The sequence below is a fragment of the Bradyrhizobium sp. BLXBL-01 genome (assembly GCF_051853025.1).
GTDB lineage: Bacteria > Pseudomonadota > Alphaproteobacteria > Rhizobiales > Xanthobacteraceae > Bradyrhizobium.
In genome coordinates this window covers 1,385,172-1,399,504 of the sequence record NZ_CP182471.1, presented here as the reverse complement: position 1 = coordinate 1,399,504, position 14,333 = coordinate 1,385,172, and the positions used below count along the sequence as shown (strand labels likewise).

Genomic DNA, 14,333 nt, shown 5'->3' with positions numbered 1-14,333 from the left:
TCTCCTATCGTCCCGTATCGCCCTTGCCGGCGAGCACACGGTCGAGCCCGTAGAAGCGGTCGAGCAGAATGAGGGCGGTCATGGTGATCGCGATCACGCAGGCCGAGACAGACGTCACCAGCGGATCAATGTTGTCCTGGATGTAAAGGAACATCCGCACCGGCAATGTTTCGGTGCCCGGCGCGGCGAGGAAGACGGTCATGGTGAGATCGTCGAAGGACTGGATAAAGGCGAGCGCCCAGCCGCTGATGACGCCAGGCAGGATCAGCGGCAGCGTCACGCGACGGAACAGCGTCCAGCCGCCCGCACCGAGCGAGACGGCAGCCATTTCGACCGAGCGATCCATGCCGGTCGCAGCCGCCAAGGTCAGCCGCAGCGCGAACGGAAACACGATGATGACATGGGCGATGATCAGCGCTGCAAAGCTGCCGCCGAGGCCCGCCGAGGTGAAGAAGCGCAGGAAGGCGATGCCGAGCACGACATGCGGGATCATCAGCGGCGACAGGAACAACGCCGCCAGCGCATCGCGGCCGCGAAAGCGATAGCGCGCGATTGCCAGCGCCGCCGGTACCGCGAACAGGAGCGCCACGAGCGAGGACAGCGCGCCGAGGCCGAGGCTGACCCAGAACGCGTGGATGAATTCGGGATAGTTCAGGATGGTCCTGAACCAGCGCAGCGAAAACCCGTTGGTCGGTAGCGACAGAAACCCTTCGGGGGTGAAGGCGACGAGGCAGACCACCAGGATCGGCGCCACCATGACGATGACGAAGATGGTGTGGAAGATCAACGCGAGCGGACCGTTCTGCCTCATCGGAACACCTCGGCATAGCGGCGCTCGATCAGCGCATTGCAGCCGACCACGATCAGCACCAGCGCGACCAGCAGCAGCGTTGCGACCGCAGCTCCCAGCGGCCAGTTCAGGGTGTTGAGGAACTCGTCATAGGCAAGTGTCGCGGCGACCTTGAGCCGGCGGCCGCCGATGATCGCCGGTGTGGCGAAAGCGCTGGCCGAGAGCGAGAACACAATGATGGCGCCCGACAGCACGCCGGGCATGATCTGCGGCATGATGATGCGGCGGATGATGGTCGCGGGGCCCGCGCCGAGCGACATCGCGGCATTCTCGATCTGCGGGTCGAGCCGCTGCAGCGCCGCCCAGACCGAGAGCACCATGAACGGCATCATCACATGCGCGAGCGCGACCACCATGCCGGTTTCGGTGAACATGAACGGAATGGGCGAACGGATCGCGCCGAGCGACATCAGGAGCTTGTTGACGAGACCGTTGTTGCCGCCGAACAGCAGCGCCCAGCCGAGCGTGCGCGCCACGACGGAGATCAAGAGCGGCCCGAGAATGACCAGCAGGAAAAAGCTCTTCCAGCGGCCGCTCATGCGGTTGAGGATGTAGGCTTCGGGCGCGCCGAGCAGCGCGGTGAGCAGCGTGGTCAGGATCGCGATGCGGAACGTCCGCCAGAACATCTCGGCGTAATAGGGATCGGTCGCCATCTCGTGCCAGTTCTTCAGGATGAAGACCGGCTCGATGCCCTTGTACTGGCCCCAATCGTGGAACGACAGCATCACCGTCATCGCCAGCGGAATCAGCAGCACGCCGGCGAACAGCATCAGGGCGGGCGCGGTCAGCGCCCACGGCGCGCGTAGGCTGCGCTCCTCGGCGGCCATGCTCATGCGCCGGCCCTCGCGCGCACGCTCATGTCCTCAGGCCGCCAGGTGAGGCGGACGGCATCGCCTTCGCCTGGCTGCGCCGTGCCGTCATTCTGGCGGATCACGATCGCCGGGCCGCATTCGCTGTCGCACTGGAACAGCCAGTGATTGCCCTGGAAGATGCGCGTGATGATTTTTGCGCTGAGCCCTGTATCGCCAAAGCCGATTCTTTCCGGGCGAACGCTGACGGTGACGGGACCGCCGAGCGCGGCCGGCGCCGGTGCGCGCCAGGAGCCCGCCACCAGTTGCGTCGGCGAGACGGTCCGGTCGATGGTTCCGGCAAAATCGTTGGTCTTGCCGAGGAATTGCGAGACGAAGGCGGAGGCCGGCTTCTCGTAAGTCTCTTGCGGCGTGCCGATCTGCTCGATCTTGCCCTGGCTCATCACCACGATGCGGTCGGACAGCGACATCGCCTCGTTCTGGTCGTGGGTGACCAGGATCGTGGTGGTACCGACGGTGCGCTGGATCTGGCGCAGCTCGATCTGCATCTCCTCGCGCAGCTTGGCGTCGAGGTTCGACAGCGGCTCGTCGAGCAGCAGCACGCTCGGCTTGATTACCAGCGCACGCGCCAGCGCCACGCGCTGCTGCTGGCCCCCGGACATGCGGCGCGGATGGCGGTCCTCGTATCCGGCGAGCCCCACCATCGCGAGCGCGGCGCGCACGCGCTCGGCCCGTTCGGTGCGCGGCACGCCACGCATCTCCAGGCCAAAGGCGACGTTCTCCGCCGCGGTCATGTGCGGAAACAGCGCGTAGCTCTGGAACACGATGCCGAGGCCGCGCTTGGCCGGATGGATCGCGGTCAGGTCCTTGCCCTCGAGGCGGATCGCGCCGCGCGTGGGATCGAGGAAGCCCGCGATCATCTGCAAGGTCGTGGTCTTGCCGCAGCCGGACGGGCCGAGGAAGGAGATGAACTCCCCCTTCCCCACCGACAGGCTGAAGTCGTCGACCACAGTCTGCGTGCCGAACTGCTTGGCGACCCGATCGAGCTCGAGATAGGCCATGGCGCTGTCTCCGCGGCGACCGATCAGCGTTCGACCTCGCGATTCCAGCGCTTGGTCCACTCCTCGCGCTTCTCGTTGATGACGGTCCAGTCCGGATTGTAGAGCTTCGCCGCGCGCTCCCCGATCGGCGCCATCTTGCCGAGCTCCGGCGGGATCACCAGCGATTTCAGCACCGGGCCGTAGCCGTAATCCTTCAGCATCACGAGCTGGATCTTGGGATCGAGCAGCATCTTGACGAAGCTCGCCGCCAGCGGCGAAGCATTGGGCTTGTTGATCGGACACGCCGTCGTCAGCAGCGTCGCCGCGCCTTCCTTGGGATAGACGAAGTCGACGGGAAAGCCGGTATTGGCAAAGCTCTGCACGCGGCCGGTGCCCCACACCGCGATCACGGCCTGGCCGGACTGGAACAGCTCGGTCATCTTGCCCGGCGACGGCTCATAGGCCAGCACGTTCGGGTTGATCTGTTCCTTGAAGATCTTGAAGCCGGAATCGACGTTGGTCTCGCCGCCGCCGTTCATCTTCGACAGCATCACCAGCGCTTCGAGACCGTAGGTGTTGTTGATCGGCGGGATCACGAGCTGTTTTGCGTATTTCGTGTCCTTCAGGTCGTTCCACGAGGTCGGCGGCGCCCAGCCCTTCTCCTTGAACACTTTGGTGTTGTACATCAGGCCGGTGGCGACGATGCCGATCGCGACTGCGCGATCGTCCTTGAAACGCGCGGTGTCGTAGAGATCGGCGGGCAGGCCGTCGAGCCTGCCGCAGAAGCCGAGCTGGATTGCCTGGTACATCGGGCCGTCATCGACGATGGCGACGTCGATCTGCTGGTTGCCCTTCTGCGCCTGGAGTTTGGCCAGCGTGTCGGTGGAGTTGCCGGCGACGTATTCGACCTTGACGCCGTTCTCCTTCTCGAAGGCCGGGATCACCTCGTCGCGGATGGTCTTCTCGAACGAGCCGCCATAGCCGGCGACATAGAGCGTTTTCTGCTGGGCCCAGGCGACTGATGGGGAGGCAATGAGCCCTGCGATGCTGACCGCGGTCAGAAGGCGAAAAGTCTTCATGTGGACCGATCTCCAATACCGGAATGAGGTGACGTGCCGACGAGTCTCGCTGGCTGAAGCACCTTCCGCATTCCCTTCCGCGCAAACCCTCTCCGATTAGGGCTCCGGCCCCTGTTCGGCGGGTTTTTGGCGCGATCTGGAGGTTTGAACCCTCCAATCTGCCGAAAAAGCGGGCTGTCTCCAGTCCTGATGAAAAAGATCGCAACCTGTACTTCCATCGTCCAATGAATAATGGCACCCTCTGCATGCCAAAATGTTATGATTGGAATCGGGAATGGCGCGGATCAATTCGCGGCAGGTGGAGGCCTTCCGCGCGACAATGCTGACGGGCAGCGTGACCGAGGCCGCGGCGCTGATGAAGGTGACGCAGCCGGCCGTCAGCCGGTTGCTGCGCGACCTCCAGGCCCTGCTGAAAATGGAGCTGTTCGAACGGCGCGGCACCGGCCTGGTGCCGACCGCGGCGGCGATGGCGCTCTATACCGAGGTCGAGCGCTCCTTCGTCGGCCTGGAGCGCATCACTGCGGCAGCAGAAGAAATCCGCGGCCGCCGCACCGGCTCGCTACGCATCGCAGCACTGCCGGCGCTGTCGAACGGCTATCTGCCGCGGCTCACCGGTCACTTTCTGAAGGAGCGGCCCAACCTCAACCTGGCCTTCTTCGGTGTCATCTCGCCGATCGTGGTCGACTGGGTGCTGAACAATCAATGTGACGTCGGCTTTGCCGAGGTGCCGATCGCGCATTCCGGCCTGCCGAGCCAGCGGCTGCCAGCGCCGGCGCGCGTTGCAGTGCTCCCGACCGGCCATCGCCTCGCGGAGAAGGAAGTGCTGGAGCCGCGCGATTTCGAGGGCGAGACCTTCATCTCGCTGTCCGCGGGATCGTCGAGCCGTCATCTCGTCGACCAGGTCTTCCATCGCCATGATGTCCGCCGGGTGCTCAGGGTCGAGACCACGCTGTCGGAGATCATGTGCGGCATGGTGTCGTCGGGGCTCGGCGTCGCGATCTGCGATCCCTTCACGGCGCAGGAATTCGCAACGCGCGGGGTCGTCGCGCGCCGCTTCTTGCCGCGCATCGACTTCGAATTCTCCGCGGTCTTTCCGGCGCAGCGCAGTCCCTCGCCGGTGGCGCTGGACCTGGTCGAGACCATGCGCAAGGCGCTGGTGGAGTTTGAGGATTAGGGCTTGGATTTGAACAGTGCAGCTACAGGCTCGCTGCAACCTCTCCCGCTTGCGGGAGAGGTCGGCGCGTAGCGCCGGGAGAGGGCTCCCTCCACACTGAGAGTGTCCTATGAGGAGAGAGCCCTCTCCCCCGCCCTCTCCCGCAAGCGGGAGAGGGAGCGCACCGTCGTCGTGGCGTCAGCAGCGCTCAGCCGTTGAACGCCGCCTGCGCCTCCGGCAGATCCCAGATCTTGCCGATTGCGGCGGTGCCGGCGGCAATGATCGCCGCTTCATCCGCGCCGAGATAGCGTCCCTCATCGACCAGCACGCGGCCATCGACCACGACCTGGTCGATATTGGCGCGGTTGGCGAGCGCGATCAGCGCGCGGCGCGGATCGAACAGCGGCTGCAGATGCGGATGGGTGAGATCGACGACGGTGAGATCGGCAGTCGCGCCCGGCTCGATGCGGCCGAGATCGGGCCGCTTGATGACGTCGGCGGCGACCGTCGTGTTCGCCTCGATCAGCTCGGGCGAGTTCGCGACATCTGGGCGCGCCGAAGTGATCTTGGAGATCAGCGAGGCCGCATTGAGCTCGCCGAGCAGGTCCATGTTGTAGCCGTCGGTGCCGACCACGGTACGGACGCCGTGCTCTGCGAAGCGGCTGAAGGCTGCGGTGATGCCGGCGCGCGCGAACACGCGTGGACAGTTCAAGACGGTCATGCCGCGCGCGGCCATGAGCTTGAGATCGTCGTCGCTCGAGAACATGCAATGCGCCGCCATCAGATCGGGCGCGAGCAGGCCGAGCCAATCCAGATATTCTGCCGGGGTGCGGCCGCCATAGCGCTTGCCGATGGTCTCGACCTCGGCGCGGCTCTGCGCCATGTGCGTGGTGATGGGAACGCCGAGTTCGCGCGCCCGCGTGGCGCAAGCCTTCAGGAGATCGGGACCGCAGGTGTCGGTGGCGTGCGGGCTCATGGCAAGGCTGATGCGGCCGTCGCCGCGATTGTTCCAGCGCTGATAGAGCGCATCCCATGTCGCCATGTCCGCGGCGCCGTCATCGCCGGAATATTGCACCACGCCGTCCGGGCCAGCCTTGGCATCGGAGGTCGAGAACAGATAGGGCGCGCCGTAGAAGCGGATGCCCATCTCTTCCGCCGCGTCGAACATTTCGGGGATCGAGTTGCGGAACGGCTCCATCACCGTGGTGGCGCCGCCCTTGAGCAGCTGGAGGATGCCGAGCCGCGCCACCGCGAGCCGTTCCTCCGCCGACAGGATGTCGGCGCCGCGCTTGGTCAGCGGCAGCAGCACCGTGTAGACGATGCTCTGGTTGTTCTTGCGGCCGTTGCCGTCCTCGGTGTGACTGCGCGCCACTGCTTCCGAAAAGCAGTGATTGTGCAGGTTGAGCAGACCGGGCAGCACGAAGCGGCCCGGGCGGTCATAGATCACGTCGGCGCGCGGCTTGTCGCGCGTGACCGCCGCGATCTTCTTGCCTTCGACCAGAACCCAGTGGTCGCGCAGCACGTCCTGCACGCCGTCTTTCCGTGACAGCACGTAGCTGCCGAAGATCGCTGTTGTGCTCATGCGGGGCGCACGTTCCAGAACACGGCGGTGCCGTCGAGAATGCCGGTGATCGCCTTGCGATAGGCGGTCGGCTGCTTGTACAGGCCGATCGGAATATAGGGGATTTCCTCGAACGCCACCGCCTGGATCTCGCGGCAGATGCGCTGCTGCTCGGCGAGCTCGGAGGCCGCCAGCCATTGGCTGCGCAACGCGCCCATCTTCGTGCTCGCATACCAGCCGGCGACCTTGCCTTCGCCGCGGATGTTGGTGTTGCCGGCCGGGTTGAGCCAGTCGATGCCCTGCCAGTTGCCGACCGCGGCGCTCCAGCCGCCCTGCGGAAGCGGATCCTTCTTCAGCTGGCGCTGCAGTACCACGGCGAAATCGAGGCCGGCATATTCGACGTTCATGCCGGCCTTGCGCAACGAGTCCACCGCGATCTCGCCGAGCGGCTTTTGCGCCAGCGAGTTGGTGGGCACGAGCAGCACGATCTTCTCGCCGTTATAGCCGGCGGCCTTGAGGTCAGCCTTGACCTTGTCGTAGTTGCGCGGGCCGCGGAACACGTCGAGGCCGACGTCGTTTGCCATCGGCGTGCCGGGTGCGAAATAGCCGATCGGCGAGACCTGGAACGCCGGATCGGTGCCGGCGACGGCCGTCATGAACGCGGACTGGTCGATCGCCCCCAACAGCGCGCGGCGGATGGCGGGATTGTCGAACGGCGGCTGCAGGTGATTGAGGCGCAGCATGCAGGCGTAGCCTCTGGGATCGAGGATTCGCGTCTCGATATCGCCGGCCGCCTTGATCACCGGGAGCAGATCGTGCGGCGTGGTTTCCTGCCAATCCTGCTCGCCGGTCTGGAGCGCGGCGACGCCGGTGCCGGCATCAGGCGTGGTGGTCCAGACCACGCGGTCGTAGTGCACGATCTTCGGCCCGGCGGTCCAATCCGGCTTGCCGTCGGTGCGCGGCTGGTAGCGCTCGAACTTGGCATAGGCGTTGCGCGCGCCCTGCACGCGCTCGTCGGCGAGATAGCGGAACGGGCCGCTGCCGATCACCTCGGTCAGCGGCTTGAACGGATCCTGGCTCGCCAGCCGCTCCGGCATCATGAAGCAGGCATTGATCGCGGCCTTGCCGAGCGCCTGCGGCAGCAGCGGGAACGGGCGCTTGAGACGGAAGCGGATGGTGCGGTCGTCGACGGCCGAGAGCTCGGCGGTCGCCTCCATCAGCTCGCCGCCAAAGCCGTCGCGCGCGGCCCAGCGGCGAATGCTGGCGACGCAATCGCGTGCCAGCACGCGCTCGCCATCATGCCAGAACAGACCATCACGAAGCGTGAGGTCCCACTGCAGCTGGTCGCCAGAGATGGCTTGGCCCGACAGCATCTGCGGCGAAACCTGGAGCGAGGAGCTCATGCCGTAGAGCGTGTCGTAGACCATGAAGCCGTGGTTTCGCGACACCTGCGCGGTCGAATAGATGGGGTCAACGAAAGCGAGGTCGATGACCGGGATGAAGCGCAGCGTGGACTGCGATTCAGCGCGGACGATGCCCGGCAGCGACAGCGCCGGCAGCGCCGCGCCGGCCTTCAGGAGCAAACGGCGGGAAATGGACATTAGCGGTTACCGGCCTCGTGGCGCAGGAAGTTCTCCGCGATCTTCTCGCCGGTGGTGATCCAGACATCCGGGCACGATTTTGCGTAAGTGAGGAACTCGCGCAGCAGACGCAGCCGCATCGGACGGCCGCTGCATTGCGGATGCAGCACGGTCGTCACCATCGCGCCCCAGTCGCGGACCTCGTCCAGCTCGTCCTTCCACATCGAGAGCACGTGCTCCTTGGGGAAGATCGAGCGCGGGCTGAAGCGCGCGGAGAGGCCGTGCATCCAGTCGTCATAGCTCGCGGTCACCGGCAGCTCGATCGTGCCGGGCTTGCCGTCGGCGAGGCGATGGCGATAGGGCCTGACGTCGTCGCGGAACGAAGACGTATAGACGATGCCGTGGCGCACCAGCGCGACGCGCAGCTCCTCCGTGAACTCGCCATAGGGCGCGCGATAGCCGGTCGGCTTGACGCCGAGCCGGCGCTTCAGCGCCTCGAAGCCGCGCTCCAGCTCCTCCTCGATCCAGGGATCGCCGGGATCCGGCAACAGATGGTGATAGCCGTGATGGCCGATCTCGTGGCCGGCCTTCAGGATCGATTCCGCCATCGCCGGATGCGCGTCGACCGACCACCCCGTGACGAAGAACGTCGCCTTGAGATCGAGCTGGTCGAGCAGCTCCAAGAGCTTCGGCGTGCCAACGCGCGCCTCGTAGCCGCCATAGCTCATGGTGATGAGCCGCTGCGCATGCACCGCATCCTTGCTGGTCCAGGCGCTCTCCGCGTCCACGTCGAACGACAGGAACATCGCGGAATTGTACGGCTTCGGCCAGGGATATTCGGGCGCGGGATCCGCGGTGTTGGCCGGAACGAGCGGAATGCTCTGGAGTGCCTTACTGTCCAGCATTGATGGTCGCCTTCTCAATTGCGTTGTCGCTCAACTTCCACTTCGCCAGCAGCGTCTTGTAGGTGCCGTCCGCAATCAGCGCGTCGACCGCCTCCAGCATTGCCTGCTGCAATGCCTTCTCCTTCACCGGCAGAGCAATGCCGGTGAATTGCTGCGCGATGGGCTCGCCCACGGTCGCATAGGTGTTGGGCTCGAGGTCCATGATGTAGGGCAGCGTCTCGTTGCCCTGGGCGGCGGCATCGATGCGTCCCTGCCGCAGCTGGGTGCGCGCGTCGGCCGAGCCGTCGGTGCCGATGACCTGGATCGGATTGCTGCCGCAGTTCTTCTCGCTCCACGCCGCGATCTGCGCCGGGAACATGGTGCGGCGGCTGGAGCCGACCTTCTTGCCGCACAGCGACGTCGCATCCTTGAATTCCGCCTTGCGTGACGCCTGCACGAAGAACTGCGGGCCGCTGCGCAAATAGTCGACAAAAGAGGCGGTCTCATGCCGGCTCGCATAGTCGGTGAAGCCGGACAGGATGGCATCCACCCGCCCCGTCGAAATCGACGGCATGAATTCGGCAAAGCTGGTCTCGGTCCATTCGATCTTGAGGCCGAGCTTGCGGCCGATCGCCTCGCCGAGATCGACGTCGAAGCCGGAGAGCGCGTTGGTGGCGGGATCGCGGAACTCCATTGGCGGATAGTTCGGCACGATCGCCACTTTGAGGCTGCCGCGCTTTGCGATGTCAGGCGGCAATTCGGCCGCCATCGCCGACGCGCTCATGGCGCCCAGGAACGCCGCCGCAAGCAAAAATCTCTTCATCGCCATACCCCCAATGTCAGATCACTGCCGAAAGAAATGCCTTGGTGCGCTCCTCGCGCGGCGCGCCCAACACGTCGGAGGCGCGGCCCTGCTCGACGATCGCGCCATGGTCCATGTAGACGACGCGGTCGGCCACCTCGCGGGCGAAGCCGAGCTCGTGCGTCACCACCATCATGGTCATGCCGCTCTTCGCCAATTCCTTCATGACAGCGAGCACCTCGCCAACCAGCTCGGGATCGAGCGCGCTGGTCGGCTCGTCGAACAGCATCAACATCGGCTTCATGGCGAGCGCCCGCGCGATCGCGACGCGCTGCTGCTGGCCGCCGGAGAGCTGCGCCGGATAGGAATCCGCCTTCGCCGCCAGCCCGACGCGACGAAGCAGCTCGGTCGCCTCGGCGCGCACCTCGTCCAGCTTGCGCCCCTGAACCTGGGTGGGGCCTTCGGTGATGTTCTCCAGCGCGGTCTTGTGCGGAAACAGGTTGAAACGCTGGAACACCATGCCAGTCTTCAGCCGCTGCCGCCCGATCTCGCGCTCGCTGAGGCGATGGAGCCGCCCGCCGTGCTCGCGCACGCCCAGAAGCTCGCCGTCGAGCCAGATGCCGCCGGCATCGATGGTGGTAAGCTGGTTGATGCAGCGGAGCAGCGTGGTCTTGCCTGAGCCGGAGGCGCCGATCAGGCACATCACCTCGCCGGGCCAGACGTCGAGCGAGACGTTGTTGAGAGCCTGAAACTCTCCAAAGTTTTTGCTGACGGAGCGGATGGCGACGAGGGGTTTTGTCATCGCGCCAGCCGCAATGTGCCGCGTGCAAAGCGGCGTTCGAGCAGCATCTGCAGCGGCGTCAGGATCGAGACCACGAGCAGATACCAGAGCCCGGCGACGATCAGGAGCTCGATCACGCGCGAATTGGCGTAGTAGATGTTCTCGGCATTGTGCAGCAGCTCCGGATACTGGATCACGCTGGCGAGCGAGGTCGCCTTCACCATGCTGATGAACTCGTTGCCGAGCGGCGGGATCACCACGCGCATCGCCTGCGGCAGCACGATCCGCCGCAGCGCGCGCAGCCGTCCCATGCCGATCGCCTGCGCCGCCTCATACTGCCCGATATCGACCGACAGCATGCCGGCGCGCATGACTTCGGAGGTGTAGGCGCCCTGGTTGATGCCGAGCCCAAGCAGCGCGGCAAGGAACGGCGTCATGACGTCGACGGCGCGCGCGGACCACAGGCCGGGAATGCCGATGGTCGGAAACACCAGCGCGAGGTTGAACCACAGCAGCAGCTGCAGGATCAGCGGCGTGCCGCGGAACAGCCAGGTGTAGCCGGCGGCGACCGACTTCAGCACCGGATTGGGCGACAGCCGCATGATCGCGACGACGATGCCAAGAAAGATGCCGAGCATCATCGCCAGCACCGCCATCACCATGGTGTTGACGATGCCTTCGAGGATGACCTTTGCGGTCAGGAAGCGGCTGACATAGGACCATTCGATCTGGCCGTTCGCAAAGGCGCGCGCGATCGCCGCCAGCACGAGGACGATCAGGGCCGCGCTGATCCAGCGAAACCAGTGCGGCTCGCGCGCGATCCGCATGCCCGACAGATCGGGAAAGCCTTGCGCGAGTGCCGGCGCCGGCTTCATTGCGGCGCCGCGTTCAGCATGGGCTGGGCGACCGCATTGGCCCCTAAGCCCCATTTGTCGAGAATGGCCTTGTACGAGCCGTCGGCGATCATCGCCACGAGCTTCTCCGTCACGACCTCGCGCAAGGCCGCATCGTCCTTGCGGAACATGATGCCTTGATAGCCCGTGGACAATTGCTCACCAATGACGCGGTACTTGCCGGCTTCCTGCGTTTGCGCGTAGGGCAAGGTTTCACTGCCCTGAACCGCGGCATCGATGCGGCCCTGCTTGAGCTGATTACGCACGTCGATCGAATTCTCGCCGGGCACATACTGAATGGCAGGCTTGCCAACCGCCTCGCAGTTCTGCTTGCTCCATTTCTCGATCTCGATCGGAAATGCGGTGCTGCGGGTGGTGCCGACCTTCTTGCCGCAAAGATCGGTGGCGACCTTCGCCGCATTCTCGGTCAGCACGAAGAATTGCGGACCAGTGGTCAGGTAGTCGACGAAATCCGCCGTCTCACGCCGCGAACTACGATCCTGGATGCCACTGATGATGAAGTCGGCCCGCTTGGTCTGGAGCGAGGGGATCAGCTCGGCGAACGGCGTCTCGCTCCAGACGATCTTGAGGCCTCCGAGCCGCTTGGCGAGCTCGTTCGCCAGATCGATGTCGAGCCCGACCAGCTCGTTGGTTGCGGGATCGCGGTATTCCATCGGCGCGTAGGTGGAGTTGACCGTGAGCTTCAGCGTGCCGGCTTGCTTGATCTCCGCCGGCAGCTCGGCGGCTCGCGCCGACGTCACGGCAGCCAATGCTGCGAAGGCAAGCAAATGCGAAAGGCGTGTCATGTCAGCTCCTTTGCCAACGCCGCGACCGGCCGTTGATCAATCCGCGTCGAGAACGGCCGGCTCGATGACGCCGGCACGCTCGGTGATCACCCTGTATTGCTCGGGCCGCCGGTGGGCGGCGAAGTTGAACATCTTGTCCTTGCCCTGGCGGCAGAGGTCGAGATCGATGTCGGCGACGATCACCTCGTCGGCCAGCGTCTGCGCCTGCGCCACGATGCGGCCATTGGGATCGACGATGCAGGAGCCGCCGATCAGCCCGGAGCCGTCCTCCTCGCCCGCCTTCGCCACCGAGATCGCCCAGGTCGCGTTCATGTAGGCGTTGGCCTGCGTCACCAGCGTCGAGTGGAAGGTGCGCAAGGCGCCGTCTTCCGTCGTGCCGCCGTTGGGATCGTAGGCCGCCGAATTGTAGCCGATGCAGACGAGCTCGACGCCTTGCAGACCGAGCACGCGCCAGGATTCCGGCCAGCGACGGTCGTTGCAGATCATCATGCCCATGATGGCGTGGGCCCAGGACGAGCCGGCGCGGAAGGCGGGAAAGCCGAGGTCGCCATAGTCGAAGTAGCGCTTCTCGAGTTGCTGGTAGCGCGCGCCCGGACGTGGCTCGACCGAGCCCGGCAGGTGCACCTTGCGATAGCGGCCGAGAACCTCGCCGTCGCGATCGACCAGGATGGAGCAATTGTAGCGCCGGCCCTCCGGCGTCAGCTCGGCGTAGCCGACATAGAAGCCGACGCGCAGCGCACGGGCGCGGTCGAACAGCTTTGCCACAGCGGGGTTCGGCATGTCGCGCTCGAAATACCGGTCGAGCGCCTCGCCCTCGAGCAGCCAGCGCGGGAAGAAGGTGGTGAAGGCGAGCTCCGGAAACACCACAAGGCTCGCACCCCGACCGGCCGCCTCCTCCAGCATGTCGAGCATCCGCGACAACGTATGCTCGCGGCTGTCTGCTTTTTGCGTCGGCCCCATCTGAGCGGCGGCGGCGCGAAGGACACGAACCAAGATTGCCTCCAATCTGTGCGCAGTGCCGCCTCAATGGGCGAGCGAACCCTTTGATGCGACGTGCAAATCTGCTGCCATTACGGGGAAGCGCTGCTGCAAAATCAATTCGCTTTGCTATGATGTTTTGGCTCAGACTATAATCGGTAGTGATATGAACCTGCGTCAGCTCGAGATCCTGCGCGCCGTCATCCGGCACCGCACCACGGTGGCGGCGGCGGACGAGCTTGCGCTGTCGCAGCCCGCAGTCAGCAATGCGCTGAAGACGATGGAGACGCAGGCCGGCTTTGCGCTGTTCGAGCGCGTCAACAACCGGCTGTTTCCAACCGCCGAAGCGATGGCGCTCTACAAGGAGAGCGAGGCGATCTTTGCGCTGCACGCCAAGCTCGAGAACCGCGTGCGCGATCTGCGCGAGAACCGCTCCGGTCATCTCGCCATCGTGGCGACGCCGCCGCTCGCCTACAGCATCATTCCGTCCGCGCTGTCGGGCTTCCTGCGCCGCCGACCGGAGACGCGGGTGTTCTTCGACGTGCGGCGCTATGAGGGGATCATCGAGGGCGTACTGAGCCGTGTCGCCGAGCTCGGCTTCGCGCTCGGACTGACGCACCATCCCGGCATCGCGCATGAGGTGGTGCACACCGGCGAGATGGTGTGCGTGCTGCCGCCGCAGCATCCCCTCGCGGAACGACCGGTGATCACGGCCGCTGATCTCTCCGGCCTTCCCTTCATCGGGCTCGAACGCGGCACGCGGCTCGGCGAGGCCGTGCGCGACAGCTTTGCACGGGCCGGCGCGCCGTTCCGGCCGACGGTCGAGGTGCGCTACTGCAACACGGCTTGCGTGCTCGCCGCCGCCGGCGTCGGCGCCGCGGTGGTCGATCCCTTCTCGCCGCGGCAGAACGGCGGCAGCGGCCTCGTCGTCCGTCCGTTCACGCCGACGACGCAGGCGGTCGCCTACATGCTATGGTCGGAAGCCGAGCCGCTGTCGCGTCTGGCCAAGGCCTTTCTCAACGAGATCCGCAAGGAGAGCGCTCTGCTCGAGCGCACAGCGCCGCACCAGCAACATGGGGCAGAAGGCGGCTGAGCTTCGCAACCTCTTGCCTGGGAG

The 14,333-nt window shown here is 65.5% G+C and carries 14 protein-coding genes; 2 read left to right on the top strand and 12 right to left on the bottom strand.

The genetic code is table 11. The features are described from left to right. Positions 1-4: 4 nt before the first annotated feature. Genes ACNJYA_RS06575 through ACNJYA_RS06560 form a run of 4 tightly spaced genes read right to left on the bottom strand, consistent with a single transcriptional unit; the run spans position 5 to position 3,778 of the window. Positions 5-811 carry an ABC transporter permease gene (locus ACNJYA_RS06575; protein ID WP_172784815.1) on the bottom strand — a complete coding sequence of 269 codons (807 nt, stop codon included), beginning with the start codon at positions 809-811 and terminating at the stop codon, positions 5-7. Beyond that, positions 808-1,683 (bottom strand): ABC transporter permease, encoded by an 876-nt coding sequence (locus tag ACNJYA_RS06570; RefSeq protein ID WP_439402253.1) that lies wholly within the window; start codon positions 1,681-1,683, stop codon positions 808-810. The genes ACNJYA_RS06575 and ACNJYA_RS06570 overlap by 4 nt, the downstream gene beginning before the upstream one ends. Beyond that, positions 1,680-2,720, bottom strand: a complete 1,041-nt coding sequence (locus tag ACNJYA_RS06565) for an ABC transporter ATP-binding protein (RefSeq protein ID WP_439365719.1) — start codon at positions 2,718-2,720, stop codon at positions 1,680-1,682. Before ACNJYA_RS06565 ends, ACNJYA_RS06570 begins: the two co-directional genes overlap by 4 nt. Before the next feature lie 23 nt (positions 2,721-2,743). Further along, a complete protein-coding gene (locus ACNJYA_RS06560; RefSeq protein WP_439402252.1) occupies positions 2,744-3,778 on the bottom strand; it encodes an ABC transporter substrate-binding protein in 1,035 nt (344 codons plus the stop codon). Between the two features lie 274 nt (positions 3,779-4,052). On the opposite strand from ACNJYA_RS06560, the gene ACNJYA_RS06555 reads away from it, so the two are divergent. Beyond that, positions 4,053-4,952 (top strand): LysR substrate-binding domain-containing protein, encoded by a 900-nt coding sequence (locus ACNJYA_RS06555; RefSeq protein ID WP_172784819.1) that lies wholly within the window; start codon positions 4,053-4,055, stop codon positions 4,950-4,952. Between the two features lie 187 nt (positions 4,953-5,139). Here ACNJYA_RS06555 and ACNJYA_RS06550 read toward each other — a convergent pair whose 3' ends face one another. From ACNJYA_RS06550 to ACNJYA_RS06515, 8 genes are read right to left on the bottom strand one after another with little or no spacing between them, the layout of a single operon-like run. Continuing rightward, complete coding sequence (locus ACNJYA_RS06550; protein WP_439365717.1) at positions 5,140-6,513, bottom strand: amidohydrolase family protein; 1,374 nt, start codon at positions 6,511-6,513, stop codon at positions 5,140-5,142. Further along, positions 6,510-8,093 carry an ABC transporter substrate-binding protein gene (locus ACNJYA_RS06545; protein WP_439365716.1) on the bottom strand — a complete coding sequence of 528 codons (1,584 nt, stop codon included), beginning with the start codon at positions 8,091-8,093 and terminating at the stop codon, positions 6,510-6,512. The genes ACNJYA_RS06550 and ACNJYA_RS06545 overlap by 4 nt, the downstream gene beginning before the upstream one ends. Beyond that, positions 8,093-8,977, bottom strand: a complete 885-nt coding sequence (locus tag ACNJYA_RS06540; protein WP_172784822.1) for a polysaccharide deacetylase family protein — start codon at positions 8,975-8,977, stop codon at positions 8,093-8,095. Before ACNJYA_RS06540 ends, ACNJYA_RS06545 begins: the two co-directional genes overlap by 1 nt. Further along, positions 8,964-9,779 carry an ABC transporter substrate-binding protein gene (locus ACNJYA_RS06535; RefSeq protein ID WP_212254226.1) on the bottom strand — a complete coding sequence of 272 codons (816 nt, stop codon included), beginning with the start codon at positions 9,777-9,779 and terminating at the stop codon, positions 8,964-8,966. The genes ACNJYA_RS06540 and ACNJYA_RS06535 overlap by 14 nt, the downstream gene beginning before the upstream one ends. Before the next feature lie 16 nt (positions 9,780-9,795). Beyond that, positions 9,796-10,560: an amino acid ABC transporter ATP-binding protein gene (locus ACNJYA_RS06530; protein ID WP_212254225.1), complete on the bottom strand. Its 765-nt coding sequence runs from the start codon at positions 10,558-10,560 to the stop codon at positions 9,796-9,798. After that, entirely contained in the window at positions 10,557-11,414 is an 858-nt protein-coding gene (locus ACNJYA_RS06525) for an amino acid ABC transporter permease (RefSeq protein ID WP_212254224.1), read from the bottom strand. The genes ACNJYA_RS06530 and ACNJYA_RS06525 overlap by 4 nt, the downstream gene beginning before the upstream one ends. Then, on the bottom strand, positions 11,411-12,238 hold the full coding sequence (locus ACNJYA_RS06520) for an ABC transporter substrate-binding protein (RefSeq protein ID WP_439365715.1): 828 nt from the start codon (positions 12,236-12,238) through the stop codon (positions 11,411-11,413). Before ACNJYA_RS06520 ends, ACNJYA_RS06525 begins: the two co-directional genes overlap by 4 nt. A gap of 36 nt (positions 12,239-12,274) precedes the next feature. Beyond that, on the bottom strand, positions 12,275-13,198 hold the full coding sequence (locus tag ACNJYA_RS06515) for an N-carbamoyl-D-amino-acid hydrolase (RefSeq protein WP_439367420.1): 924 nt from the start codon (positions 13,196-13,198) through the stop codon (positions 12,275-12,277). A 184-nt stretch (positions 13,199-13,382) separates the two neighbouring features. Between ACNJYA_RS06515 and ACNJYA_RS06510 the strand changes: the two genes are divergently transcribed. After that, positions 13,383-14,309 carry a LysR family transcriptional regulator gene (locus ACNJYA_RS06510; RefSeq protein ID WP_172784828.1) on the top strand — a complete coding sequence of 309 codons (927 nt, stop codon included), beginning with the start codon at positions 13,383-13,385 and terminating at the stop codon, positions 14,307-14,309. The last annotated feature ends 24 nt before the right edge of the window (positions 14,310-14,333 follow it).